General features: G+C 70.3%; 24 protein-coding genes. 7 read left to right on the top strand and 17 right to left on the bottom strand.

The features are described from left to right. Positions 1–212: 212 nt before the first annotated feature. Entirely contained in the window at positions 213–443 is a 231-nt protein-coding gene (locus HNR51_RS23500) for a hypothetical protein (RefSeq protein WP_012452541.1), read from the top strand. Next, complete coding sequence (locus HNR51_RS23495; RefSeq protein WP_182556539.1) at positions 440–754, top strand: type II toxin-antitoxin system RelE/ParE family toxin; 315 nt, start codon at positions 440–442, stop codon at positions 752–754. The genes HNR51_RS23500 and HNR51_RS23495 overlap by 4 nt, the downstream gene beginning before the upstream one ends. Here HNR51_RS23495 and fliP read toward each other — a convergent pair. The 10 genes from fliP to flgB are packed head-to-tail and all read right to left on the bottom strand — an operon-like array spanning position 743 to position 6,937. Continuing rightward, on the bottom strand, positions 743–1,504 hold the full coding sequence (gene fliP, locus HNR51_RS23490; protein WP_012452539.1) for a flagellar type III secretion system pore protein FliP: 762 nt from the start codon (positions 1,502–1,504) through the stop codon (positions 743–745). The genes HNR51_RS23495 and fliP overlap by 12 nt on opposite strands. Before the next feature lie 8 nt (positions 1,505–1,512). Continuing rightward, positions 1,513–1,995 carry a flagellar basal body-associated FliL family protein gene (locus tag HNR51_RS23485; protein ID WP_012452538.1) on the bottom strand — a complete coding sequence of 161 codons (483 nt, stop codon included), beginning with the start codon at positions 1,993–1,995 and terminating at the stop codon, positions 1,513–1,515. An 11-nt stretch (positions 1,996–2,006) separates the two neighbouring features. After that, positions 2,007–2,717, bottom strand: coding sequence for a flagellar basal body L-ring protein FlgH (flgH, locus tag HNR51_RS23480; protein WP_141950267.1), 711 nt, complete (start codon positions 2,715–2,717; stop codon positions 2,007–2,009). Then, positions 2,717–3,301 carry a MotE family protein gene (locus HNR51_RS23475; RefSeq protein ID WP_182556538.1) on the bottom strand — a complete coding sequence of 195 codons (585 nt, stop codon included), beginning with the start codon at positions 3,299–3,301 and terminating at the stop codon, positions 2,717–2,719. The genes flgH and HNR51_RS23475 overlap by 1 nt, the downstream gene beginning before the upstream one ends. Beyond that, positions 3,298–4,431: a flagellar basal body P-ring protein FlgI gene (gene flgI / locus HNR51_RS23470; protein ID WP_182556537.1), complete on the bottom strand. Its 1,134-nt coding sequence runs from the start codon at positions 4,429–4,431 to the stop codon at positions 3,298–3,300. The genes HNR51_RS23475 and flgI overlap by 4 nt, the downstream gene beginning before the upstream one ends. After that, on the bottom strand, positions 4,428–4,916 hold the full coding sequence (gene flgA / locus HNR51_RS23465) for a flagellar basal body P-ring formation chaperone FlgA (protein ID WP_012452534.1): 489 nt from the start codon (positions 4,914–4,916) through the stop codon (positions 4,428–4,430). Before flgA ends, flgI begins: the two co-directional genes overlap by 4 nt. A 38-nt stretch (positions 4,917–4,954) precedes the next feature. Continuing rightward, positions 4,955–5,743: a flagellar basal-body rod protein FlgG gene (gene flgG / locus HNR51_RS23460; RefSeq protein ID WP_012452533.1), complete on the bottom strand. Its 789-nt coding sequence runs from the start codon at positions 5,741–5,743 to the stop codon at positions 4,955–4,957. Positions 5,744–5,769: 26 nt separating this feature from the next. After that, entirely contained in the window at positions 5,770–6,123 is a 354-nt protein-coding gene (gene fliE, locus HNR51_RS23455; protein ID WP_012452532.1) for a flagellar hook-basal body complex protein FliE, read from the bottom strand. An 11-nt stretch (positions 6,124–6,134) separates the two neighbouring features. Continuing rightward, on the bottom strand, positions 6,135–6,548 hold the full coding sequence (gene flgC, locus HNR51_RS23450; RefSeq protein ID WP_182556626.1) for a flagellar basal body rod protein FlgC: 414 nt from the start codon (positions 6,546–6,548) through the stop codon (positions 6,135–6,137). Then, a complete protein-coding gene (gene flgB / locus HNR51_RS23445; protein WP_012452530.1) occupies positions 6,548–6,937 on the bottom strand; it encodes a flagellar basal body rod protein FlgB in 390 nt (129 codons plus the stop codon). The genes flgC and flgB overlap by 1 nt, the downstream gene beginning before the upstream one ends. A 158-nt stretch (positions 6,938–7,095) precedes the next feature. Here flgB and HNR51_RS23440 point away from each other — a divergent pair, with 158 nt between their 5' ends. After that, positions 7,096–9,762, top strand: a complete 2,667-nt coding sequence (locus HNR51_RS23440) for a heparinase II/III domain-containing protein (protein ID WP_182556536.1) — start codon at positions 7,096–7,098, stop codon at positions 9,760–9,762. A gap of 43 nt (positions 9,763–9,805) precedes the next feature. On the opposite strand, the gene HNR51_RS23435 is transcribed toward HNR51_RS23440, so the two are convergent. Together HNR51_RS23435 and carA are read right to left on the bottom strand one after the other, a co-directional pair. Continuing rightward, entirely contained in the window at positions 9,806–10,180 is a 375-nt protein-coding gene (locus HNR51_RS23435) for a hypothetical protein (RefSeq protein ID WP_012452526.1), read from the bottom strand. A 141-nt stretch (positions 10,181–10,321) separates the two neighbouring features. Next, entirely contained in the window at positions 10,322–11,572 is a 1,251-nt protein-coding gene (carA, locus tag HNR51_RS23430; protein WP_012452525.1) for a glutamine-hydrolyzing carbamoyl-phosphate synthase small subunit, read from the bottom strand. Between the two features lie 190 nt (positions 11,573–11,762). On the opposite strand from carA, the gene HNR51_RS23425 reads away from it, so the two are divergent. Beyond that, a complete protein-coding gene (locus HNR51_RS23425; protein ID WP_182556535.1) occupies positions 11,763–12,221 on the top strand; it encodes a GatB/YqeY domain-containing protein in 459 nt (152 codons plus the stop codon). 63 nt (positions 12,222–12,284) lie between these two features. On the opposite strand, the gene HNR51_RS23420 is transcribed toward HNR51_RS23425, so the two are convergent. Further along, complete coding sequence (locus tag HNR51_RS23420) at positions 12,285–13,451, bottom strand: L-dopachrome tautomerase-related protein (RefSeq protein WP_182556534.1); 1,167 nt, start codon at positions 13,449–13,451, stop codon at positions 12,285–12,287. An 11-nt stretch (positions 13,452–13,462) separates the two neighbouring features. Beyond that, positions 13,463–14,434: an SMP-30/gluconolactonase/LRE family protein gene (locus tag HNR51_RS23415; protein WP_182556533.1), complete on the bottom strand. Its 972-nt coding sequence runs from the start codon at positions 14,432–14,434 to the stop codon at positions 13,463–13,465. 173 nt (positions 14,435–14,607) lie between these two features. Here HNR51_RS23415 and dnaG point away from each other — a divergent pair, with 173 nt between their 5' ends. Beyond that, complete coding sequence (gene dnaG, locus HNR51_RS23410; protein ID WP_182556532.1) at positions 14,608–16,536, top strand: DNA primase; 1,929 nt, start codon at positions 14,608–14,610, stop codon at positions 16,534–16,536. 206 nt (positions 16,537–16,742) lie between these two features. Continuing rightward, positions 16,743–18,746 (top strand): RNA polymerase sigma factor RpoD, encoded by a 2,004-nt coding sequence (gene rpoD / locus HNR51_RS23405; protein WP_012452520.1) that lies wholly within the window; start codon positions 16,743–16,745, stop codon positions 18,744–18,746. 44 nt (positions 18,747–18,790) lie between these two features. On the opposite strand, the gene HNR51_RS23400 is transcribed toward rpoD, so the two are convergent. The 3 genes from HNR51_RS23400 to HNR51_RS23390 all read right to left on the bottom strand — a co-directional run bounded on the left by HNR51_RS23400 (position 18,791) and on the right by HNR51_RS23390 (position 21,723). Next, complete coding sequence (locus HNR51_RS23400) at positions 18,791–20,140, bottom strand: MFS transporter (protein WP_182556531.1); 1,350 nt, start codon at positions 20,138–20,140, stop codon at positions 18,791–18,793. A gap of 5 nt (positions 20,141–20,145) precedes the next feature. Next, positions 20,146–21,156 carry a helix-turn-helix domain-containing protein gene (locus tag HNR51_RS23395; RefSeq protein WP_182556530.1) on the bottom strand — a complete coding sequence of 337 codons (1,011 nt, stop codon included), beginning with the start codon at positions 21,154–21,156 and terminating at the stop codon, positions 20,146–20,148. Between the two features lie 198 nt (positions 21,157–21,354). Continuing rightward, on the bottom strand, positions 21,355–21,723 hold the full coding sequence (locus HNR51_RS23390) for a hypothetical protein (protein ID WP_182556529.1): 369 nt from the start codon (positions 21,721–21,723) through the stop codon (positions 21,355–21,357). 306 nt (positions 21,724–22,029) lie between these two features. Between HNR51_RS23390 and HNR51_RS23385 the strand changes: the two genes are divergently transcribed. Continuing rightward, positions 22,030–23,307, top strand: coding sequence for an adenylate/guanylate cyclase domain-containing protein (locus HNR51_RS23385; protein WP_012452516.1), 1,278 nt, complete (start codon positions 22,030–22,032; stop codon positions 23,305–23,307). Positions 23,308–23,309: the final 2 nt, after the last annotated feature.

The following is a 23,309-nucleotide window of genomic DNA, read 5'->3' as shown; positions in this document are numbered from 1 at the left end:
GCCTTGCGCGGGGGTTGCGACGCGAAGGGGGGGGCGGCATCCGGGGACGTCGCTCCGTCGCCGTCTCCGTCTGGCAGTGACGACCGACCTGCTGGGTCGCACGGCGACCCCGGCCGATCTTCACGAGATGGAGTCGGGTTTCCGCTTGAAAGTTGCGCTCCATTCTGCACGCTCTGGATCGGTTCGGTTCGCCGATCACGCGAGGCAGATCCATGACGAAGCTGCTCGAACAGGCCATGGAGCGTGCGCAGGCTCTTCCGGCCTCCGTGCAGGATGAAATCGCCCGTCTCGTCCTCGCCTACACGGGCGAGGACGATGAGGTTCTCACATTGACGCCGGCCGAGGAGGCCGACCTTCTCGAAGCCCGAGCCGAGATGGAGCGGGGCGATTTCGCCACGGATTCGGAGGTCAGCGCGGTCTTTCTTAAGTACCGGGCATCGTGAGCGAGCCGCTGCCCCTGCCGCTCCGATTCCAGAGGCGGGCGCTTTCGCTAATCGACGCAGCGCTCGGCTACGTTCGGGATCGATCGCCCCAAGGTGCCGCGCGGATCGAGGCGCGCCTGACGCATCTGCTCCGGCTGCTTCAGGAGCAGCCCCATCTCGGTGTCAGAACCTCGGTGCGCGGCGTGCGCCGGGTCTTTCTCACCCCGTACCCTTACTCGATCGACTACTATCTCGGCGATGAGATCATCGTTCAGCGGTTCCGCCACACGGCACGGCGACCGCTCGACCAAGGATCGTCTTCAGAAGAATGACCGCACCAGCCCGCTCACCAGCAGATTCCAGCCGTCGATCAGGATGAAGAACAGCACCTTGAACGGCAGCGAGATCACGGTCGGCGGCAGCATCATCATGCCCATCGACATCACGATGGTGGAGACGATGATGTCGATGACGAGGAAGGGCAGCACGATCAGGAAGCCGATCTCGAAGCCCCGGCGCAGCTCCGAGATCATGAAGGCCGGGATCAGGATGCGCAGGTCGATCTTCTCCCCGGCTTCCGCCTTCGGGAAGTTGCGGCTCGCCAAGTCCGTAAACGTCTGAAGATCCTTCGGGCGCACGTGCTGGGTCATGAATTCCCGGAACGGCTCGACGATCTTCCCGAACGCCTCCTCCTCGCCGATGCGGTTTTCCTGCAGCGGCTTCACGCCCTCGTTCCAGGCCCGGTCGAAGGTCGGCGCCATGACGTAGAAGGTCATGAACAGGGCGAGCGAGACGAGGAACAGGTTGGCCGGCGTGCTCTGCAGGCCGAGCCCCGAGCGCAGGAACGAGAAGGCGACGGCAAAGCGCGTGAAGCTCGTCATCATCACGAGCAGGCCCGGCGCCAGCGACAGCACCGTCAGCAGCGCGACTAGCTGGATGATGCGCCCGGAGGCCGCTCCGTTGCCGGGCGGCAGCAGCGCGTCGAGGCCAGGCACGCCGGTGACGCCGCCCGCGCCCTGCGCCACGGCGGCGGTGGCGGTGAGGCCCAGGACGATCGCGGCCAGGGACAGGCGCCGAATCATCCGTCCGCTCATTGCACCACCAGCGATTCGACGATGAGTTCGCGCACCGCGCCCTTGGTGCGGATCGCGACGCGCTCGTTGAGATCCTCGCGCAGGTGCTGAAGGCCGCTCGCGCCCTCGATCTGCGCCATCGACAGCGTGCGCAGATAGGCGAGCGCGTCGGCGCGGATCTCGGCGAGCGTCACGTCGGGGTTGGGCAGCGTCCCGGTCTTGAACACGACCGAGGACTCGATCCGCACCCAGGAATCGGTCGGCTCGGCGAGGTTGGCCACCACGGAGCCGACGCTGCGCAGGGACAGCTCGCCGGTGTAGTTGAGCACCTTCACCGCCTTGTCGGCCTCCTCGCGCTTCTTGAGGTCCACCGACTTCTCGACGCTGCCGAGCAGGTAGACGCCGAGCCCGCCCCCGGTGCCGACGGCGACCAGCGTCACCAGGGCGAGCGCCCCGATCCAGCCCTTGCCGCCCTTCTTACTGTCCTTGGCGTCCGCCATGATCGCCCCCGTCAGAACGGCGCCACGGTCTCGAAGACCCGCTGGCCGAGCGTCGGCCCCTGCACGTCGGTGATGCGTCCGCGCCCGCCGTAGGAGATGCGGGCCTCGGCGATCTTGTCGTAGTCGATGGTGTTCTTGCGCGAGATGTCCCGCGGGCGGACGATGCCGGCGACTTCGAGCACGCGCACCTCGTTGTTGACCCGCACCTCCTGCGAGCCCGAGATCACCACGTTGCCGTTGGGCAGCACCTCGGTGACCACCGCCGCGACGGAGAGGCTGAGCGACTCCTTGCGGTCGATCGAACCCTGGCCCTTGGTCTCGGTGCCGGAGCGGATGCCGGTATCCGCCGTGGCCGTGTCCTTCAGTGCCGAGACGCCGTAGCCGAAATCGAAGCCGAGGCTGCTCTTCTGGCTGCGGGCGCGCTCGCTCGCGTTGTCGAACTGCGCCTTGTCGTTGATGGCGATGCTCACCGTGATGACGTCGCCGACATCGCGAGCCCGCGGATCCTGGTAGAGCGCCGCGCTCGCCGGGCTCCAGGTCGAATGGTAGCTGTGGCGGGCGCCGAGCGCACCGAAGGTCGTCGGCAGAGGCTCGCGCGGCGCGTTGAGCCCGGTGCCGATCGGCGTCAGCACGGGCGGGCGGCTGATCTGGGCGATGTCGCTCTGGCATGCGCCGAGGCAGAGGGCGAGCAGGGCCGCCGCGACGGAGGGAGCAGGGCGCATCACGACCTCTGGTTCTTCTTCGGGGCCGGAGCGGCGGCGTCCTTGCGGCCGGATTCCGACATTGCGCGGGCGAGGTTCGCCGCCCGCGCCGCCTCCATCTCCGAGAGGATGGCGCTGGCCGTGCGGGCGTTGAGCTTGGTCAGCAGGGCGGCGGCCGCCTCGTCGGGCATGTTGGCGAGCTGGAGCGCGGCCGCGTCGGGCCGCATCTTGGCGTAGACCGCGACCACGCTCTCGTCGGCCTTGGCCAGGAACTCGTTGCGGCGCTTGAGCCACGCTTCGTACTCGGCCCGCTTCTCTTCGAGCAGCTTGATGCGCTCCTCGACCTGCCGCTCCATCGCGGCGAGCTGTTCCTTCTGCCACGCGAAGCGGGCATCCGCCGCGGCATCGGCGATGTTGGCGCAGTAGCCGGTCTTGGCCGGCTCCTTGGCGACGAAGTCCTGGGCGGAGACCTCCTTCGGGGCGTCGCGGGCGGCGAGCGCGCGCATGGCGGCCTCTTTCGCCGGGTCGGCATGCTCGCCGCCGGCCGCCAGCGCGGCGCCGGAGAGGGCGAGCCAGAGGCCGAGGATGCGCGGAAGGGCGCTCATTGCACCACAAGCTCTGCCTGGAGGGCGCCGGCGGTCTTCACCGCCTGCAGGATCGCGATGATGTCGGTGGGCTTCAGCCCGACCTGATTGAGGCCGCGCACCAGCGTCTGGAGATCCGACCCGCCGAGGATGGCGAGCTTGCCGCGCTCCTCCCGCGCCGCCACCTCGGTGCGGGGCACCACGACGGTCTGGCCGTTCGAGAACGGCTCGGGTTGGGACACCTCCGGCGCCTCGGTGACGCGGACCGTGAGGTTGCCGTGGGTCACGGCGACGGTGGAGATCGTCACGTTGCGCCCGATCACGACGGTGCCGGTGCGCTGGTCCACGACGACCCGGGCCGGGGTGTCGGGCTGGATCGTCAGGTCGCCGATCTGCGCGACGAGCCGGGTCTGCGCCATCTGGCGCGAGCGCATCACCACCACGGCACGCTGGTCGCGGGCGCTGGCGATGCGCCGGCCGAAGGTGCCAAGCGACCACGCGTTGATCGCGTCCGAGATCTGGGTCGCGGTCTTGAAGTCGGGGTTCTTCAGCTCGAACACGAGTTCGGGCAGGTCGCGGAAGGTGCCGGGCACCTCGCGCTCGATCAGGGCGCCGTTGGGGATGCGGCCGGCGGTCGGCACCCCTTGCGTCAACTGCTCGGCTTGGCCCTGGACCGTGAATCCGGAGACCGCGAGCGGTCCCTGCGCCGCGGCGTAGACGAGGCCGTCGCCGCCGGTGAGCGGCGTCATCAGCAGCGTGCCGCCGCGCAGCGAGGTGGCGTCGCCCATCGAGGTGACGGTGACGTCGATGCGCGAGCCGGTTCCCGTGTAGGGCGGCAGGTCGGCGGTCACCATCACGGCGGCGATGTTACGGGTGCGCAGGCGTGCGTCGCGCACGTTGATGCCGAGCCGGTCGAGCAGCGATTGCAGCGACTGCTCGGTGAATTGCGCGTTGCGCAGGGTGTCGCCGGTGCCCTGGAGGCCGGTGACGAGACCGTAGCCGAAGATCTGGTTGTCGCGCACGCCCTTCAGCGTCGCGATGTCCTTGATGCGGGTGCCCGCCGCGAAGACCGGGCCGGTCATCACGGCAAAGCCGAGGCCGGTGAGCAGGCCGAGCAGGACGGCCAGGAACAGACGGCGAAAGGGGGTCATTGCGCGCCGATCCGGATGCGGCCGTCGGCGGTCACCGTGCCGAGCACGATGCGGTTGGTGTCGGTGTTGCGAACCCGGATCGTCTCGCCGAGGCCGCCGTTCTGGAGCGGCGCGCCCACCGCCGTGATGACGAGGCCGTTCTCCTCGAAGATCATCTGCGTCGGCGCACCCCGGCTGACGAGGCGGGGATCGTCGACCGCGTTGACCGGCACCGGCTCGCCCGGCAGCAGCATCCGCCGCGCGGTGCGCCCGGCGATCGCGGCGGAGGCGTCGATGACGGCCGTGCGCGCCCGGTAGGTCGCGGGATAGGCCTGCATCCGCAGCATCGAGTCCTTGATCGTGTCGCCGGGATAGATCGTGACGGTCGGCACCGGCAGCATGAGTTCGGCATTCGCCATGCCGTCCACGGCGTGGGCCGGACCCGCCGCGAGGCCGGCAGCGAGGGCGGCGGCGCGGAGGCCGCGGACGAAGGTCTTGCGGAGCATGGGGGATCGCGCCGAAGCAGGAGGGAAGGCGACCGCTGTCAGCGGATGCCCTTGGAGACCGTGCCGGCCATCTCGTCGGCAGCCTGGATCACCTTCGAGTTCATCTCGAAGGCGCGCTGGGCGGTGATCAGGCTGGTGATCTCCTTGACCGGATCGACGTTCGAGCCCTCGAGGTAGCCCTGCTGCAGCTTGCCGTAGCTGACGTCACCGGGATTGCCGACGACCGGCGCGCCGGAGGCCGGGGTCTCGCGGTAGAGGCCGTTGCCCAGCGGTTCCAGGCCCGACTCGTTGGCGAAGTTGGCGAGCGTCAGCTGGCCGATATTCTGCAGCGCCACCTGCCCGTCGGTCTTGGCGAAGACCTGACCTGACTCGTTGATCGTCACCTGAGTCGTGTTGGCCGGGATCAGGATCGCCGGATCGACCGCGTAGCCTTCCATGGTGACGAGCTGGCCGGCGTTGTTCTTGTTGAACGAGCCGGCGCGGGTGTAGTTGATCTCGCCCGCCGGGCTGGTGATCTGGAAGTAGCCGCGCCCGTTCACCGCCAGATCGAGCTGGTTGCCGGTATTGGCGAGCGAGCCCTGCCGGTGGAGGTTGCGGATCGCGGCGGCGCGCACGCCCAGCCCCAGCATCGCGCCTTCCGGCACCGCCTCCTGGCCCGCCTGGTTCGGGGCGCCCTGCTGCCGCTCGGCCTGATAGAGCAGGTCGGTGAACTCGGCCCGCGCGCCCTTGAACCCGGTGGTGTTCAGGTTGGCGATGTTGTTGGCGATGACTTCGAGGTTGAGCTGCTGGGCGGACATGCCCGTGGCGGCGATGGCGAGCGCGCGCATGGCGTCTGGCTTCCTTGACTGGCCGATCAGATCGGCATGCGGCTGAGTTCGAGGTAGGCGGCGACGACCTTGTCGCGGATCGCCACCACGGTCTGGAGGCTCTGCTCGGCGGACATCACCGCTTCGACCACTTGCTGCGCCGTGGCCTTGCCCTGGATGCCGGAGATCGCCGTGGCCTCGCCGCCGCGGATCGCATCGCGGGCGCTGGCTGCGACCTGGGCCATCACGTCGCCGAAATCGGTGGGCGCCGAAGGCGCGGTCCCACTGATGCCGGAGACGGCGGCGGGCGAGAACGCGGCCTTCTGGGCCGGCGCGGTCTCGGCGAACGAAGTGCCGGCGATCTTGTCGAAGGCCGAGAGCGAGGAGAGAGCTTCGATCATCGCGGATACTCTCAGGACTTCAGGAGATCGATGACGCTGGCGACCATGGCCCGGGCCTGTTTGATGACCTGGAGGTTCGCCTCGTAGGAGCGGTTGGCCTCGCGCATGTCGGCCATCTCGACGAGCATGTTCACGTTGGGCAGCTTGACGTTGCCGTTCTCGTCCGCCGCCGGGTTGGCGGGGTCGTGCTCGGTGCGGAACGGCGCGTCGTCGGTGCCGATCTCGCGCAGGCGCACCGAGGCGATGCCCGCCGCGCGGTCGAGTTCGGCCCGGAACGTCACCGTCTTGCGGGCATAGGGGTCGGCGCCGGGGCTCGCGCCGGTCGATTGCGCGTTGGCGAGATTCTCCGAGACGACCCGCATGCGCAGCGACTGCGCTTCGAGGCCGGCGCTGGCGAGCCGGGAGGCGGAGAGCAGCGGGTCGATCATGATCCGCTCTTCACCGCGGCCATCAGCATGCGGTGGAACGACTTCACCACCGCCGTATCGAGGTTGTGCTGGCGCGAGACGTCGCCGGCCTTGAGCATCTCCTGCTCCAGGCTGACCGCGCTCGACGATTGCAGCACCTCCCAGGTCTCGGCGGCCTTCGTCTCCCGCACCGGGATGCGGTTGCCTTCCGTCGCCAGATGGGTGTTGGCCGTCGAGGACATGTCGAGCCCGGTCCGGGCCAGGACCTGGGCGAAGGGCACCACGTCCCGCGCCTTGTAGCCGGGGGTGTTCGCGTTCGCGACGTTGCCGGCGATGGTGGCCTGCCGCGTCGCGAGGTAGCGCGCGTGCTGCGAGGCGAGGTCGAAGAGGTAGACGCCCGTCGTCATGGCAACGCCCCCATCCCAAGGGCCTCTCGGAAACACGCGGGATGCGGGCGCACCCGGACGGTGAAGCCCGCGTCGGATGGGAGGTTTAGGTAGGCAATCTTGCACGAGGCTGGCTCTCACCTTGACAGGGCCGGCCGCCTCGGTAGCGCCTGCGGGCGATGGACCAGATCGATGAGCGGGCCGGCACCGAGGCCTCCGACCAAGACGGCGGCGCGGCCGGTCTCCGGCCGGCCGCGTTCCGCTATGCCGGGGGCGCCGGGCCGGGCGGCGGCGAGGGGCTGCACCGGATCGCACCGAACAACCGTTTCGCGCGGGTGGGATTGAGCTTTGCGCGGCTCCGCCCCGGCGCCTGGGCCTGCCTGCAGTTCGGCCTCGCCTTCGACGAGGACGAGGCCGCGGCGCTCGCCCTCGATTGTGCCGCCGCCGGTTTCGACTTCCTGGCCGCGGACGGGTCCAGCCTCGACCTCGACCATGTGCCGGGGCTGGCCCGCAGCCTGCTCGACCCGCAGGTCGCCTGGATTCCCGGCCCGGCCCTCCTCGGCGCAGCGTCGTTCCGCATCGCCTTTCGCGTGCCCGATCAGGCGAGCGGTCTCGTCGTCACCCTGCGCTCCTGGCGCAATTCCCGCGACTTCACCGTCGCCGATCCCGTCCTCCGGCAGGGGGAGCCGGATCGCGGGCCGGCGCCCCTCCGGCGCCGCCTGGGCGGAAAGGGGCTGAGATTCGTCTACGCCCTCGCCGAGGACATCGCCCTGGTGCTGCGCGGCCAGATCTACGCCGCGCGGGCGGACGAGCACGCCGCACGGGTCCGGCTGGTCTACCGGAACGGGGAGGGGGGAGACATCGCGCCGCCCTATGCCGGTGCCGTCTCCGTGCCGGGGCTCGGCGCGGTCATCAACCTCTCCGCCCAGCCGCAGGCCCGCCGCTTCACCCTGACCCTGCGCCCGCCGCCGGGTGCCGCCTCCATCGAACTCGATTTCGGCGTCTGGGAGGATGCGGAGGCCCCACCGGAGGTCGAGCTGATCGGCCTGCCCGAACTCGCCCTTGAAGACGCGTTCCGGCTGGAGAGCCTGTGCGACGACGACGTCCTCGATGCGCCGGCTTTCCTCGCCCGCCTCGCCGACCGGCTCGGCCTGCCCGAGGGCGTGCCGGCGTCCTGGCTGGCAAGCCCCGGCGCCAGCACTGCGCCGATCCTCGCCCCGGCCCGCGAGCTGCGGTCCGGGCCGGACCGGAGCGCCCGCATCGAGGGCGACCGCGTGATCCTGAGCCTTGCCGGCCTGCCCGATTGGACGTTGCCCGATGGGCCGGACTGGCGCGAGGATCCGTTCCGCTCCGTGGCGTGGCGCCTTGTCTACCAGTCGCTGTCGTGGCTGCTCCCGCTCGCGGCGTCTCCCGGCGATGCAGACCATGTCCGAAGCATCGCCACGGCGTGGTCGCGGGCCAATCCCTGGGGGCAGCCGGCGGACGGCTTGAGCCTGCACCCGGCGGCTCTGGCGCCCCGCGGCGAGGTGCTGGCGCGCCTGAGTACGGAGGGCGCCGTTACTGAGGCCGCCGTGGCCGCCCGCAGCGCGCTCGCGGCCGAGGCCGCGCGGCACGGCTTTGCGCTCGCTGAAATCGTCGGGCAGAACACGCTCGCCCGCGCCCTGCACGGTCTCCAGGCGGCGGCCGCCCTTCTCGCCGTCGCGCGGGCGCTGCCCGGATTCGCCTTCGCCCCGCACTGGGACACACTCGCCCGCGACAGCCTCACCCACGGCTTCGATGCGCTGCTGCCCGAGGACGGGGCCTTCACAGAGGCCTCCCCCGTGCGCCGCCTCGACCTCCTGAGCCACGGGCAGGCGATCGCTGCCGCCCTCGGCGAGACCGAGCCCGGCCCGACGATCGGCCGCCGCACCGAGGCGGCACTGCCGGGGCTTGCCGGGCTGCTCGACCCCAGCGGCCGGCTCCCGCCCTTCGGCGATGCGCCCGCGGATCTCGACCCTGCCGCCTGGATCGCCCGGCTCGCTGCGCCGGACCGGGATCTCGTCGCGGAGCGCGACACGGCACCGAGCCCCGAGGCCCGCACCGCCGGCATGCTCGCGATGCGCCACGACGGGATGGAGCGTGGCTGGGGCCACTTCGCGCTCACCTATGCCGCGCAATCACCGCAGGGGCATCGCGATTGCACCTCGTTCACCTTCGCCACGGGCTCGCGGCGCTGGATCGTGGAGGGCGGTGGCGCCGAGGGCGTCGAGGTCGGTGCGGCGCGCCATCACCTGCTCTCGGCTCGCGCACACAACGTGGCGATCCCCGATGGGCGCGAGCCGGTGGTCGGTACGGGGGATGTGACGGCGCGCCTCGCGCTCGAGGGAGCCACAGCCCTCAGGCTCTCCACCACCGTGCACGGACCCGACTACGCCCATGCCCGCCTCTTTCTCGTCCTCGACGACCTGAGCGGGATGGCGGTGATCGACCGGTTCGCGTGGGCGGGACGCACGATCGCCTTCGAGGGGCTGCTTCATCTCCCCCCCGACGCCCTGGTCGCCCTCACGGGCGCGCGCCGGGCCCTGGCCCAGCAGGACGGACGGCGCCTGGACTTTGTCGCGGTGCCGCTGAAGGGGCAGGCGGCCGGGCTGGACCTCACCATCGGCCGCAATGACCGGCCGCACGCCATGCAGGGCTTCTGTGCGACGGGAGCGGGCGGTCTGAGGCCAGCGCCGGTGCTGCGCTACGCCTTCACCGGCCGCGACGCCGTCTGCGGCGGTGTGGTCCTCGCCGCCGATGCGGCGGCCGAGCAGCGGCTGGTGCGGCTGCTCGGCGAGGGTGAGGTGGGGCGGCTGTTGGAGACATGAGAGGCGGCGTGATCCCGCCGACCCCAGCGACAAGCTGTCGGCTTCAGAACCCGGCGCTGATGACAGCGACTGCCCGATCGATCGACAGATAGAACACGCCGAAGGCCACCATCGCCGCAGCGGCGAATTCGAGCGTCTGGTTCGGCAGGGTCTGGAAGCGGCGCATGGTCTCGCGGCCGAAATAGGCGGAGGCCCAGGCGAGCGTCAGCACGGCCGGCATCACGAACAGGTAGGAGAGCGTGCTCTCGATCCGCATCGGATCGGTGGGGTCGATTAGGGCGCGGATGTTGCGCACCCACGGCGCGGAGGCCGCTGCGTAGAGCGTCGTCAGCCAAGCGAGGCCGACCGCCACGCCGAGGTGGAAGGTGAACAGGCGATGCAGGCGCGAGAAGTCGTCGCGCGCGTCGTCGAGCGTCATCCGGCAAGCCCCCAATGTGTCCGGCCGCTGATTCTTGTCCGATCCGGCCATGAACCACGGGATGGGGGGCAAGGTGGGGTTTTTTGTGACGCGGGGACGGCGGCGCCTGGGCCGCCCGTCCCCGCGGAACGCGCTTGAACGTCAGGCCACCGTTTCGGGCCGGTTCTCGCGCATCAGCTTCACGAAGCGCTCGAACAGATAGTGGCTGTCGCGCGGACCCGGCGAGGCTTCCGGATGGTGCTGCACCGAGAAGGCCGGGCGATCCGTCAGCGACAGGCCGCAATTCGAGCCGTCGAACAGCGAGACGTGGGTCTCGACCGCGGTCTCCGGCAGGCTCTTGGGATCGACCGCGAAGCCGTGGTTCATCGAGACGATCTCGACCTTGCCGGTGGTGTGGTCCTTCACCGGATGGTTCGCGCCGTGATGGCCCTGGCCCATCTTCACCGTGCGTCCGCCGAGCGCGAGGCCCATGAGCTGGTGGCCGAGGCAGATGCCGAAGGTCGGCACCCGTTCGTCGAGCAGCTTGCGGATGACCGGCACGGCGTATTCGCCGGTCGCGGCCGGATCGCCGGGGCCGTTGGAGAGGAACACGCCGTCCGGCTTCAGGGCCAGGATGTCCTCGGCCTTGGTGGTGGCGGGCACCACGGTGACGTCGCAGCCGGCCTCGGCCAGCAGGCGCAGGATGTTGCGCTTCACGCCGTAATCGATCGCCACGACCTTGAGCCCCTGGCCGGGTGCCCGCGAGCCGTAGCCGCCCTTCACCGCCCAGACGGTCTCGGTCCAGGCGGTGGTCTCGCGGGAGGTCACCGGCGGCACGAGGTCGAGCCCTTCCATCGGCGCCAGCGCGGCGGCGCGGGCCTTCAGGGCCTCGCGGTCGAACCGGCCCTCGGGGTCGTTGGCGATGACGGCGTTCGGCATGCCGCGGTCGCGGATCAGCGCGGTCAGCGCCCGCGTGTCGATCCCGGTGATGCCGAGGATGCCGCGGGCCTTCAGCCAGCCGTCGAGATGCGACGAGGAGCGCCAGTTCGACGGCTTGGTGACGGCGGACGCGATCACCGCGCCGCGCACGCCGGAAGCCGGGGCCTGATCCAGGCTCTCGAGATCCTCGTCGTTGGTGCCGACATTGCCGATATGCGGAAAGGTGAAGGTGACGATCTGCCCGGCATAGGACGGATCGGTCAGGATCTCCTGGTAGCCGGTCATCGCCGTGTTGAAGCAGACCTCGCCATCGGCGACCCCGGTCTGGCCGATGCCGAAGCCTTCGAGCACGGTGCCGTCGGCGAGCACGAGCAGAGCCGTCACCAGCGGCTCATTCCAAGGTTCGGGCGTCTTGGGTTCCGGGTTCGTGCGCGCGGGATCGGCGCGCAGGGTCGCGGGTTCGTCTTGCAGCATGGGTCCGATCCGGCTTATGTCCGCCGCCTCGCGCGGCCGCATAGTCGGGCCGCGGGGCAAGGCGATATCTCGCGGGGCTCATAGCGAGCCGGCCGCGCCCGGGTCAATCTGGGCGCGGATGCAGCCCTGCGCAATGCCCTGGACAAACAGGGCGGCCACGCCGAAACATTTTGACTGGAGTTCGATCATCATGCTGCGCGAGCGCATCACCGCCGAGATGAAGGCGGCCATGAAGGCCGGCGAGAAGCAGAAGCTCTCGACCGTGCGCATGATTCAGGCCGCGCTCAAGGATCGCGACATCGCCGCGCGCGGCGAGGGCAAGGGCGAGACGAGCGAGGAGGAGATCCTCGCGCTCCTGCAGAAGATGATCAAGCAGCGTGAGGAAGCCGCGGGCGTCTACGAGCAGGGCGGCCGTCCCGAACTCGCCGAGAGCGAGCGCGCCGAGGCCGAGATCATCCAGGGCTTCCTGCCGCAGCAGCTCGACGAGGCCGAGACCCGCACCGCCATCGCCGACGCCATCGCCGAGACGGGCGCGGCAGGGCCGAAGGACATGGGCAAGGTGATCGGTGCCCTGAAGGGCAAATATACCGGCCGCATGGATTTCGGCCGCGCCAGCGCGCTGGTGAAGGACGCGCTCGCCGGGAAGTGATTTTTTCCCGGTCACGAGCTTGGGGCTGATGTGCGCGGCTCTCCCCGTCGCGCTCTTAGCGCCTCACGCCGGCCCGGCATCGATCCGCATCCGGAAGATCGCGTAGGGCGGCTCCTGCCGGTCGATCCCGCCGTTATGCTCGGGACGGCGGTTGGCCTGGGCCGAGGAGAGATAGAGCCAGCCCTCGTCGGTGATCCAGAACGTGTCCGGCCAGATCAGCCGCGGGTCGGTGGCTAGAACCTCGAGGGTCCCGTCCGGGTCGCGCCGGCCGATCGCGTTGAATTCCTGAAGGCTGAGGTAGATCCGGTCGCGCGCGTCGGCGCTCAATCCGCCCGTCAGCCCCTTCTCGCCGAGATCCTCAACGGTCCGCGCCACCGCCGCGTCGTCCTGCGCCGCGTCGAGCAGGGCGTTCGTCGCCACCGCGTAGAGCCTCCGGCTCATCAGCGGGGTGTAGTAGAGCCGTGCCCCGTCGGGACTCAGCGCGATGCCGTTGGCACCGCCCTTGATCGGGCTCGTCGTGCCGTCCTCGGCCCGTTTCCGCAGCACCCGGCCCTCCACGATCTTGAGGACACCCTCCTCGGATCGCGTGCTGGCGTGGTCGGCCAGCCGCCGCACCGCCCGGCCGCTGGCGAGATCGACGGCGATCAGCGCGCCCTCGCCGGTCTGGCCCTGATCGGTGATGTAGGCGACCTCACGCCCCGGCCGGACATCGACCCGCAGGTCGTTGAGCGAGGAGGTCTCGGTCACGACCGATTGCAGGGGGATCGTGCGAGTGATCCGGTTCGTTCCCGGATCGACGCAGACGAGCTTGGCTGCGCCCGGCACCGGCGCACCCGAGGAGGCCATCAGCCCGGCATCGAGCAGCCACAGCCGGTTTGTCCGGTCGAACACCCCGTTGGGGACGTGGAACAGCGTCGCCTCCGGGCGCGCCGGGTCGGGCCGGTTCGCGGCCTCGCTCGGGTAGGGCACGACCCGCCCGTCGGGAAACAGCTCGCCCGCCGTGAACACGGTCTTCTCGTCGAACCGGGGCATGAACAGGAACATCCGGCCGTCGCCCGAGAGCGTCAGACCCGTCGGCGTCGTCGGCGCCCGCGCGGCCACCACGAGGTCCAGGGCGCCGTGCGGCCCGGTCGATGGCTGGGCCAGCGCCCGCCCGGCCGCGATGGCTGGCGCGGCGGCGAGGGACGCGGTGCCGGCTAGCAGCGTGCGTCGGGCCAATCGAAACGTCATCGTCGGTTCCCTCACCCGCGCACGGCCGCGCCGCGCACCTTCGTCTCGACCGCGAGCACTCGCCGGCCTGCGCAGAGGAACAGCCGCCGCCCGTCGGCTCCGCCGAAGGCGATGTTGGCGCAGGGTCCTTCCGTCGGAATGTGCCCGACGGGTCGCCCGTCGGCGGCCCAGATCCGCACGCCGTCGCCGGTTCCGGCGTAGACCCGCCCGTCGGTATCGACCTTCACCCCGTCCGGAACGCCGGTGGGCACGGCGGTGAAGACGCGCTCGTTCGAGAGCCTCCCGTCGGCGACGTCGAAGGCGCGGATCTCGCGCGGCGCGCCCTGGTGGACACCCGATTCCGATATGTAGAGGATCCGCTCGTCGGGCGAGAAGGCGAGGCCGTTGGGCTGCACGAACCGATCCGTCACCGCCGTGAGAGTGCCATCGGGAGCGAGGCGGAAGACGTGGCGGCCCTTCTGCTCGGAGGGACGCGGCCGGCCCTCCTCCGCCTGCTCGATGCCGTAGGTCGGATCGGTGAACCAGATTGCGCCGTCGCCGGTCACCACCACGTCGTTGGGCGCGTTGAGGCGGCCGCCGTCGTAGCGTTCGGCGAGCACGGTGATGGCGCCGTCCGCCTCCCGCCGCACGACGCGGGAGGTGCGGTGCTCGCAGGTGATCAGCCGGCCCTGCGCATCGACGGCGTTGCCGTTGGCATTGTTGGAGGGCGCGCGAAAAACCTCGGCGCGGCCGTCCTCGCGGATCAGCATCATCCGGTTGCGCCGCACGTCGCTGAACACGAGGCCGCCGAGCGCGGGTGCCCAGACCGGCCCCTCGCACCATTCGCCCGCATCGTAGAGCGTCTCGACCTTCGCCGATGGATCGAGCACGGCCGAGAGGTCGTCGGCTGCCCGCGCCTTCAGCGCAAGCGGGGCGAGCAGGACGAGGCCGAGGAGCGGGCGGCGGCCGATGCCGCGGCGGGGAGAGACGAGGGATCCGGTCATCGCGCCGCCAACGCGTGGCTGCCATGAAGGCTCCGGCGGGCCAGCCCTTAAGACTCCGGCAGGCCCCCTGGACTACACTGGGCGGCCGAGGCCGGTCCTCGTCGTCCAAGTGATCTGTCACCTGGTGATCTGTCACCTGAACTGTCACCCGATCCGCTTCCGGCAGAGCCCCCGTGCGCTACCCGCCCCACATCCTCGAAGAGATCCGTGCTCGGGTGCCCGCCTCCGAGGTGGTCGGCCGGCGGGTGCGGCTGAAAAAGGCCGGGCGCGAGTGGCGCGGCCTGTCGCCGTTCAACTCGGAGAAGACACCGTCCTTCTACGTGAACGACCAGAAGCAGTTCTATCACTGCTTCTCCTCGGGCAAGCACGGCGATATCTTCAAGTTCTTGATGGAAACGGAGGGGCTTAGCTTCCCCGAGGCCGTCGAGCGGCTGGCGAGCGAGGCGGGCGTGACCCTGCCGAAGATGACGGTGGAGAGCGAGCAGGCCGAGGAGCGGCGCAAGGGCGCCATCGAGGTCATGGAACTGGCCGCCGCCTATTTCGAGGAGCAGTTGCGCGGGCAGGCCGCGGGCGAGGCGCGGGCCTATCTCGACCGCCGGGCCCTGAGCGAGGCCACGCGCCAGAAGTTCCGGCTCGGCTATTCGCTGCCCGGGCGCTATGCCCTGCGCGACTTCCTCGCGGGCAAGGGCGTCGATCGCGACCTGATGCTCGAACTCGGACTGCTCACGGCGCCCGAGGGGGTGAGCGTCCCCTACGACAAGTTCCGCGACCGGATCATGTTTCCGATCCTCGACATCCGCGGCCGGGTCGTCGCCTTCGGCGGTCGGGCGATGCAGGCGGACGCCAAGGCGAAGTACATGAATTCGCCGGAGACGCCGCTCTTCCACAAGGGGCGGATGCTCTACAACCTCCACGCCGCCCGCAAGAGCGCGCACGACCGCAGCCGGATCATCGCAGTGGAGGGCTATGTCGACGTCATCGCCATGACGCTCGCCGGCTATCCGGAGACGGTGGCGCCGCTCGGCACGGCCCTGACGGAAGATCAGCTCGCTCTGCTCTGGCGGCATGCCGACGAGCCGATCCTGTGTTTCGACGGCGACGGGGCGGGCCAGCGCGCCGCCTTCCGGGCGCTCGATGTCGCCCTGCCGATGCTGGAGCCGGGCAAGTCCCTGCGCATCGCCATGCTGCCACAGGGGCAGGACCCGGACGACTTGATGCGCGCCAGCGGCCCCGCGGCGATCGAGGCGGTGCTGTCGGGCGCACGCCCCCTCGTCGAGATGCTGTGGGCGCGCGAGGCCGAGGCGGCCACCCTCGACACGCCGGAGCGCCGGGCCGGCCTCGCCCGGACCCTGCGCGAGGCGGTGGCCGGCATCCGCGACGAGACCGTGCGGCGGTTCTACCGCGACGACATCGAGGATCGCCTGCGGAGCTTGTCCGGAGGATCGGGGGGCGGGTTCGCCGGCGGGCGGTCGGAGCGTGCGGCGGGGGGGCGGCCTCCGTCCCCGCGCGGCGCGCCGTTCCAGCGCCGCCCCCGGCCCGGCGATCCGCCGCCGTCGCCGCGCATCACCACCGGTTTCAATCCGCTCCTGAAGGCGGCAGCGCCGGTGCCCACGGCCGGCGGACGCGCGGCCAAGCGCGAGGCGATGATCGTCATGAGCCTGCTCGCGCATCCGGAACTGCTCGGTATCGAGGAAGAGGCGCTCGCTGCCCTCGAACTCGTCAACCCGGATGCCAGCGCGCTGCGCACCCTGCTGCTCGACCGGGCGGCGGAGGCCGGCACGCCGGAACCCGAACTGATGGAGGCGCGGCTGCGCCGGGCCGGTCTGGAGGAGGCGCATGCCCGGCTGCTCACGCTCGTGAACCCGGGCGACCGCTGGATGCTCGATCCGAACGCCGATCCGCAGCGCCTGGAACACACCCTGCATCAGGCCGTGATCTTGCACCGGCAAACGGGAGCGCTACATAGCGAACTTCACCAAGCCGAACGCGCTCTTGCCGAGGATGGCTCCGAAGCCAACTTCGCTTGGCTGTGCGACGTGCAGCAGCAATTGGCGGTGATCGCGGCGGCCGAAGCGGAAGCGGAGGCCTCCATCGACGACTGAATTCGTGCCGGTGTGACCGAAGGGTGACGGCGGCGAAAAAACCGGTTTGGTTAACGGTCGGTCAACGCACGGCAGTTAAGAGCGGAAGCAACGAGAATCGGCGTGGGCACTCGACAAGCGCGCCATTCCACTACATTGCGACGGGTCTTTCGCGGGATGCGCGCGGGCTCAGCCTGCGCCGCCGCCACGAGAACAATAGGCTGAGCATGGCAACGAAGGCAACCGAGCGGGACGATGCGGACGCCGCCCAGGATCAACCGACGGACGGCCCCCTCCTTGACCTGACGGATGCTGCCGTCAAGCGGATGGTCAAGCTCGCCAAGAAGCGCGGCTACGTCACCTACGAAGAGATCAACGAGGTCCTGCCCGACGGTCAGGTCGACGGCGACCAGATCGAGGACGTCCTCGCCCAGCTCGACGACATGGGCATCCGCGTCGTCGAGGCCGAGGAATCCGAGGAGACCGCGACCGAGGCCAAGGCCAACGGCGAAGCGGCCGAGGAGGAGGAGAGTGCGGAGGGCGGCGAGGTCGCCGAGACCGCCGGCTCCCGCGCCGTCGCGGTGGCGACGCCCACCACCCGCGAGCCCACCGACCGCACGGACGATCCCGTGCGCATGTACCTGCGCGAGATGGGCTCGGTGGAGCTGCTCTCGCGCGAGGGCGAGATCGCGATCGCCAAGCGCATCGAGGCCGGCCGCGAGGCGATGATCGCGGGTCTGTGCGAGAGCCCGCTGACCTTCCAGGCGATCATCATCTGGCGCGACGAACTCGTCGACGGCAAGGTTCTCCTGCGCGACATCATCGATCTCGAGGCCACCTATGCCGGCCCCGACGCCCGCGGCGCGCCGCAGGGCGGCGAGGCCGAGGAGGGCGAGGAGTCCGAGGATGGCGACGGCGCCGTCCCGCCGGAAGGCGGCGACGACGAGGACGACATGGAGAACAACGTGTCGCTCGCGGCCATGGAGGCCGAGATCAAGCCGCGCGTTCTCGAGACCTTCGACAACATCGCCTCGAACTACCGCAAGCTGCGCAAGCTCCAGAACGAGGAGACGGATCTCAAGGCCGGCGGCGGCACGGTCACGTCCGCCCAGACCAAGAAGCAGGCCGAGCTGAAGGACATCGTCGTCACCGACGTGAAGTCGCTCTCGCTCAACGCCAACCGCATCGAGGCGCTGGTCGAGCAGCTCTACGACATCAACAAGCGCCTCATCTCGCATGAGGGCCGCCTGATGCGCGCCGCCGAGCACCACGGTGTCGCCCGCGACGAGTTCCTGCGCCACTACCAGGGCTACGAGCTCGACCCGAACTGGATGGACCGCGTCGCCACGCTCGGCGGCAAGGGCTGGAAGAACTTCGTCGAGCGCGGCGGCCGGCAGGTCGCGGATCTGCGCGAGCAGATCCTCACGCTCGCCTCCGAGACCGGCCTGCAGATCGGCGAGTATCGCAAGATCGTCGCCATGGTGCAGAAGGGCGAGCGCGAGGCCCGCCAGGCGAAGAAGGAGATGATCGAGGCCAACCTCCGCCTCGTGATCTCGATCGCCAAGAAATACACCAACCGCGGCCTGCAATTCCTGGACCTGATCCAGGAGGGCAATATCGGCCTGATGAAGGCGGTCGATAAGTTCGAGTACCGCCGCGGCTACAAGTTCTCGACCTACGCCACGTGGTGGATCCGGCAGGCGATCACCCGCTCGATCGCCGACCAGGCCCGCACGATCCGCATCCCGGTGCACATGATCGAGACGATCAACAAGATCGTCCGGACCTCGCGCCAGATGCTGCACGAGATCGGCCGCGAGCCGACACCCGAGGAACTGGCCGAGAAGTTGGCCATGCCCTTGGAAAAAGTGCGAAAAGTTTTGAAGATCGCCAAGGAGCCGATCTCCCTCGAAACGCCGATCGGCGACGAGGAGGACAGCCATCTGGGCGACTTCATCGAGGACAAGAACGTGGTCCTGCCGATCGATGCGGCGATCCAGTCGAACCTGCGCGAGACCACGACCCGGGTGCTCGCCTCGCTGACGCCGCGCGAGGAGCGCGTGCTGCGCATGCGCTTCGGCATCGGCATGAACACCGACCACACCCTCGAAGAGGTCGGCCAGCAGTTCTCGGTGACCCGCGAGCGCATCCGCCAGATCGAGGCGAAGGCGCTGCGCAAGCTGAAGCACCCGAGCCGGTCGCGGAAGCTCAGGAGCTTCCTCGACAACTGATCCGGACGACGGACCGGCCGCCCCTCGGGGCGGCCGTTCTCGTTTCAGAGGGATATCCGGCGGGCCGGGCGCCAGGCGCGGCGCGCCAACAGGGCGGCCAGGGCGCCGGCTGCGCCGACGGGCGCAAACACGGCCAGCAGAGCAAGCCCGAGCCCCGCCTCCCCGAACAGGTGGTCGCTGAGAAGACCGACCAGGGGCGGTCCGAGGCCGAAGCCCGCTAGGGAGACAGCCGCGAGGAAGACGGCCGTGACGCGGCCGCGCAGGCCCCGCGGCGTCAGGATCTGGATGCCGGCAAGCCCCGGCGGAGAGGTGAAGCCGAGGAGCGCGACGAGCCCGGCGAAGCCGAGAAGCGACAGGGACAGGTCGGGGCTCAGGCTCGCCAGGGCGGTGAGCGGCACCGCCAGGATCAGCCCGAGAGCCAGGAGGAGCGGCGCGGCACCTGCGTGCCCGGCGCCGCGCAGACGGTCCAGGGCGAAGCCCCCCGCCGCGTGACCGAGGGGGGCGGCGATCAGGACGAGGAGCCCGAGGCGCAGGCCGCTCTCCGCCGGGCTGAAGCCGAAGGCGCGGACGTAGAAGGTCGGCGCCCAGGCGGTCAGAGTCTGCGTCATCAGCACCGCGGCCGTGGCGGCGGCGGCATGCGGCAGGTACGCCCTCCGACGCCGCCCGATCCAGGCCAGAGCCTCGGCAAGCGACGATCCGCGATGCCTGCGCGATGCCTCGGGCTGCGGGGCCGCGCCGGAGCGCGGGCTGGGCCGGATGCGCAGGACGAGGAGGGCCAGCGCGAGATTCGGCAGAGCGGCGAGGACGAGCAGGGCCTGCCAGGGTGCCAGCGGCGTGCTCCCGGGCCAATCGAGCCCGCCCCGGGCCGTCAGCCAAGCCAGCACGGCGCCGCCCGCGAGCAGGGCGAAGCTGCGGCCGAGCGTGGCGCTGGCGGTCAGCGAGGCGATGCCCCGGCCGAGGCGGTTCCGGCGCAGGTGCCGGGTCATCAGTGACAGGGCCGCCGGTCCGAACCCCGCCTGACCGAGCCCCAGGGCGAGGCGTGCGGCGAGCAGCCCGGCAAATCCCCCCGCGAGCCCGCTGGCGAAGGTCGCCGCACTCCACAGCAGGAGGCCCGCGAGGATCAGGCCGCGCTGGTATCCGCGGTCGGCGACGCTGCCGAGCAGCGGCAGGGCGAGCGCGTAGGGCAGAGCGAAGGCCGAGCCCTGGATCAGGCCGAGCTGGGTATCGCTCAGCGCCAGCGCCTGCTTGAGCGGCGTCGCGACGAGGGTGAGCAGGAAGCGGTCGCTGAAGGCCGCGAACTGGATCGTCGCCAGCAACGCCACGAGCGGCCAGCCCGCGAGACCGGACGGCGCCGCCGCCGTTCCCGCAGACGGCTCCGGTGGATCGTGCGGCATCGTGCTCAGGTCAGGCCGCGCGACCAAGCCGACATCAGGCTCGCGGCACTCTCGCCGGGCAGCGGCTCGCCCCGGCTGCCCGCGCGCGGATGGCGCATCTCGGCGCGGTAGCGGCCCGGCGGCAGGCCGAAGGTGCCGCGGAACGCGCGGCTGCAATGGCTCTCGCTGGCGAAGCCGTGGTCGAAGGTGAGGGTGGTGATCGAGCGCCCTTCCGCAGGGTTGCGCAGCGCCGCGCTCAGCCGTTCGAGGCGGCGGGCGAGGATGTGCTGCGCCACGCCGCCGGTCGGCTCGAACAGGCGATAGAGCGCGCTGCGCGACAGGGCGGCCCCGCGCGCCACCGTCATGACGTCCAGACCGGGATCGTGCAGCCGCGCCTCGATGAACGCCTCCGCCCGGCGCCGCCGCAGGTCGGCGATGAGGGCGCCGGCGGCCTCGTCGTCGGGTTTGATCTGGCCGAGGGCACCGGCCAGCAATTCGGTGAGGGCACGGGCGGTGCTCGCGGCGGTCTCCGGCGTCGCCGCGGCGGCGCGCCGGGCAAGCGAGCCCATCAGGTCGCCGAGCAGCCCCGACACCGCCTCCGGCAGGATCTGCCCGTGATAGCGGCCGGCATCCGGGGCCGCCGCCTCGACCAGTTCCCGGGCGAGACTCACCGTGACGGTGCGCGCCCCATCGAGGCGCGTGCGTTGCGGGCGGGTGAGGTCGAACAGGATGATGTCGCCGGGGGTCAGTCGGCGCTCCGCATCGAGGGCGCCGCCGTAGAACGTGCCGCTGCGCAGATACTGGAGCGTGAAGTGGTCGAAGCCGTCGCGGCGGACGCGGGTCCGGTCACGCCGATGCTCGATGCCGCTCAGGGCACGCTCGAAGACGTTCATCCGGCCGAAGCGGTGCGCCTCCACATGGGCGTTGAAGGGCGCATCCGTCAGCGCGACGTCGGCTCCGCTCGCGTAGAGCGCCCGGTAGCCGTCGAAACCGTCGGCCTCGGTCGCCGCGGTGAAGGTGAAGGACTGGATCGCCACGCGGATGAGGGCCGATGCATTCGTGCTCCCGCCTCGGGACGGCAAGCCTCGCCTTTATCGGGTTCATTGCGCGCAACCGCAAGCGGCCGGCTCTGCCCGAGCCTCGCGATCGATGGTCTTCGCGCAAAAACCGGTTCGGCTGCGATGATGCGGGACGGTTCCTTCCAAGGCCCGTCCCGCGCGGCATGGCGCCGGAGGCTAATCCACGACGAAGCGCGTCTCGCCAGCCTTGCGGTTCCAGAACAGGGTGACCCGGCTGATGCTGCACAGGTTGACGCTGCGGAATTCCGATTCGTCGCCATCGTTGTAGACGACCCGGATGTCCCACTTGCAGGCGTTCGAGCCGCCGTTGAAGGTGATGGTGGCGCTCTCGCCGTCGCCGATGGCGTCCTTGCCCATCACGTCCTCGCCCCAGTGGGACTGGTTGACGGGTCCGACATAAACCTCGTCGATCTGATAGCCGGTGCGGTTGACGAGCTCGAAGTCCTGCTTGCCCTGCGCGACGGCAGGGGTGAGGGGCGAGGTGAAGGCAGCCAGGAGGCCGAGGCGGAAGGCAATTCTCAACATGGGGGTCGTCCTGGGCCGATCGATCGGCAGATCCGGCAGGCACGGTGCTGCCGCCCCCAAGGCTCTAGGGCAGGGATCCGGTCCCGGCTTTGACCCCGCGTCCCGCTCGCTTGATCCGACGTCTCAATCCGATGCATGCTCGGCGGCCCGCACCCCATCCCGCGGCCTTCCGTCACGATGCGGCCAAGCTGATCCCTTACGCGGCCCGGCAAGGGGAGAATCGTCCCCCGGCACCGGCCGCGGAGCGGGGCTTGCGCGTCCGGCGCGAAGCCTTGCTTTGGCGACCCGAGAACCCACCTTCCCCCGATGCACGACGCGGACGCCCCGAGACCAGTGCCGACGGCTCTCGCCGACGGATCGGAAGCCGAGGACGTCCCGTTCGGGGCTCTGCAATCCTGCGTTGGCATCCGCGACTGGCTGCTCGGTGAAGGTGCCCGGCTGCCCAAGGCCGACGATCTGCTCGCCGGACTCGCCGAGCGCCTCAACGCCATCGGCGTGCCGATCGACCGCGCTTCCACCGCCATCGACACGCTGCACTCGGAATATTCGGGCGTCGGCCGCGTCTGGACCCGCGGCGGCGGCTCGACCGTGCGCCTGTTTCCCCATGGCGAGGGCACGGCGAAGGCGTATCAGGCGAGCCCGTTCTACGCCGTGCACGAGACCGGCGAGTGGCTGAGCCTCGACCTGTCGGAGACCGACGAGGACGCCTACGCGATCATCCCCGAACTGAAGGCCGACGGCTACACGCATTACGTCATCGCGCCGCTGATCTTCACCAACGGCACCAAGAACGGCATCACCTTCGCCACACGGGCCGAGGGCGGGTTTCGCGACGAGGATATTGCGATCCTGCGTTTCGTCATGCCTGCGCTCGCCGCGGTGATGGAGATGCGGCTGCTCAACAAGCAGCTCGATACGGTCCTGCGCATCTATGTCGGCGACGAGCCGCACCGGGCGATTCTTTCAGGCGACATCCGGCGCGGGCAGGTGCGCCGCATCCGCTCGGCGATCCTGTTCGCGGATATGCGCGACTACACGCGCCTGTCCGCCGACCGGACCCCGGAGGGCGCGGTCGATCTCCTGAACGCCTTCTTCGACTGCCTCGTCCCGCCGATCGAGCGGGAGGGCGGCGAGGTGCTGAAATATCTCGGTGACGGCCTGCTCGCGATCTTCCGCGAGCCCGGTGACGACCTCGGCGGTGCCGCCAAGAGCGCGCTGATGGCGGCGGAATCGGCGCTTGCCGCGCTCGCCGAGGCGAATGCGGTCGGGCGCTTCGGCGAGGGCAAGCCCGCGGTCGATGCCGGCATCGCCCTGCATCACGGCGAGGCGGCCTACGGCAATGTCGGCTCCGGCACCCGGCTCGACTTCACCGTGATCGGCCGCGACGTGAACCTCGCGAGCCGCCTCGCGCGGCTCAACCGCACGCTTCAGGAACCGCTCCTGATGTCGAAGCCCTTCGTGGACTTCCTCTGGGGCGACCCCGAGCCCTTGGGCGTGCATGCCCTCGACGGGTTCGAGGAGCCGATGGCAGTCTTCAGGCCGATGCGCCACCCGGTGACCGTGAAGCGGGCGGCTTCGGCCTGACG

Origin of the sequence: Methylorubrum thiocyanatum (genome assembly GCA_014138645.1) — a bacterium.
Taxonomy (GTDB): domain Bacteria; phylum Pseudomonadota; class Alphaproteobacteria; order Rhizobiales; family Beijerinckiaceae; genus Methylobacterium; species Methylobacterium thiocyanatum.
The sequence above is the reverse complement of the archived record's forward strand: the minus strand, read 5'-3'. Positions and strand labels throughout refer to the sequence as shown.

Bases quoted from the DNA above. Each gene is read 5' to 3' on its own strand.
- HNR51_RS23385 (WP_012452516.1), top strand. From the start codon at position 22,030: ATGCACGACGCGGACGCCCCGAGACCAGTGCCGACGGCTCTCGCCGAC.
- rpoD (WP_012452520.1), top strand. From the start codon at position 16,743: ATGGCAACGAAGGCAACCGAGCGGGACGATGCGGACGCCGCCCAGGAT.
- HNR51_RS23440 (WP_182556536.1), top strand. From the start codon at position 7,096: ATGGACCAGATCGATGAGCGGGCCGGCACCGAGGCCTCCGACCAAGAC.
- HNR51_RS23500 (WP_012452541.1), top strand. From the start codon at position 213: ATGACGAAGCTGCTCGAACAGGCCATGGAGCGTGCGCAGGCTCTTCCG.
- HNR51_RS23390 (WP_182556529.1), bottom strand. From the start codon at position 21,723: ATGTTGAGAATTGCCTTCCGCCTCGGCCTCCTGGCTGCCTTCACCTCG.
- fliP (WP_012452539.1), bottom strand. From the start codon at position 1,504: ATGATTCGGCGCCTGTCCCTGGCCGCGATCGTCCTGGGCCTCACCGCC.
- fliE (WP_012452532.1), bottom strand. From the start codon at position 6,123: ATGATCGAAGCTCTCTCCTCGCTCTCGGCCTTCGACAAGATCGCCGGC.
- HNR51_RS23400 (WP_182556531.1), bottom strand. From the start codon at position 20,140: ATGCCGCACGATCCACCGGAGCCGTCTGCGGGAACGGCGGCGGCGCCG.
- flgI (WP_182556537.1), bottom strand. From the start codon at position 4,431: ATGACCCCCTTTCGCCGTCTGTTCCTGGCCGTCCTGCTCGGCCTGCTC.
- HNR51_RS23435 (WP_012452526.1), bottom strand. From the start codon at position 10,180: ATGACGCTCGACGACGCGCGCGACGACTTCTCGCGCCTGCATCGCCTG.
- flgA (WP_012452534.1), bottom strand. From the start codon at position 4,916: ATGCTCCGCAAGACCTTCGTCCGCGGCCTCCGCGCCGCCGCCCTCGCT.
- flgB (WP_012452530.1), bottom strand. From the start codon at position 6,937: ATGACGACGGGCGTCTACCTCTTCGACCTCGCCTCGCAGCACGCGCGC.
- flgG (WP_012452533.1), bottom strand. From the start codon at position 5,743: ATGCGCGCGCTCGCCATCGCCGCCACGGGCATGTCCGCCCAGCAGCTC.
- flgH (WP_141950267.1), bottom strand. From the start codon at position 2,717: ATGCGCCCTGCTCCCTCCGTCGCGGCGGCCCTGCTCGCCCTCTGCCTC.
- HNR51_RS23475 (WP_182556538.1), bottom strand. From the start codon at position 3,301: ATGAGCGCCCTTCCGCGCATCCTCGGCCTCTGGCTCGCCCTCTCCGGC.
- HNR51_RS23425 (WP_182556535.1), top strand. From the start codon at position 11,763: ATGCTGCGCGAGCGCATCACCGCCGAGATGAAGGCGGCCATGAAGGCC.
- HNR51_RS23485 (WP_012452538.1), bottom strand. From the start codon at position 1,995: ATGGCGGACGCCAAGGACAGTAAGAAGGGCGGCAAGGGCTGGATCGGG.
- HNR51_RS23415 (WP_182556533.1), bottom strand. From the start codon at position 14,434: ATGACCGGATCCCTCGTCTCTCCCCGCCGCGGCATCGGCCGCCGCCCG.
- carA (WP_012452525.1), bottom strand. From the start codon at position 11,572: ATGCTGCAAGACGAACCCGCGACCCTGCGCGCCGATCCCGCGCGCACG.
- HNR51_RS23420 (WP_182556534.1), bottom strand. From the start codon at position 13,451: ATGACGTTTCGATTGGCCCGACGCACGCTGCTAGCCGGCACCGCGTCC.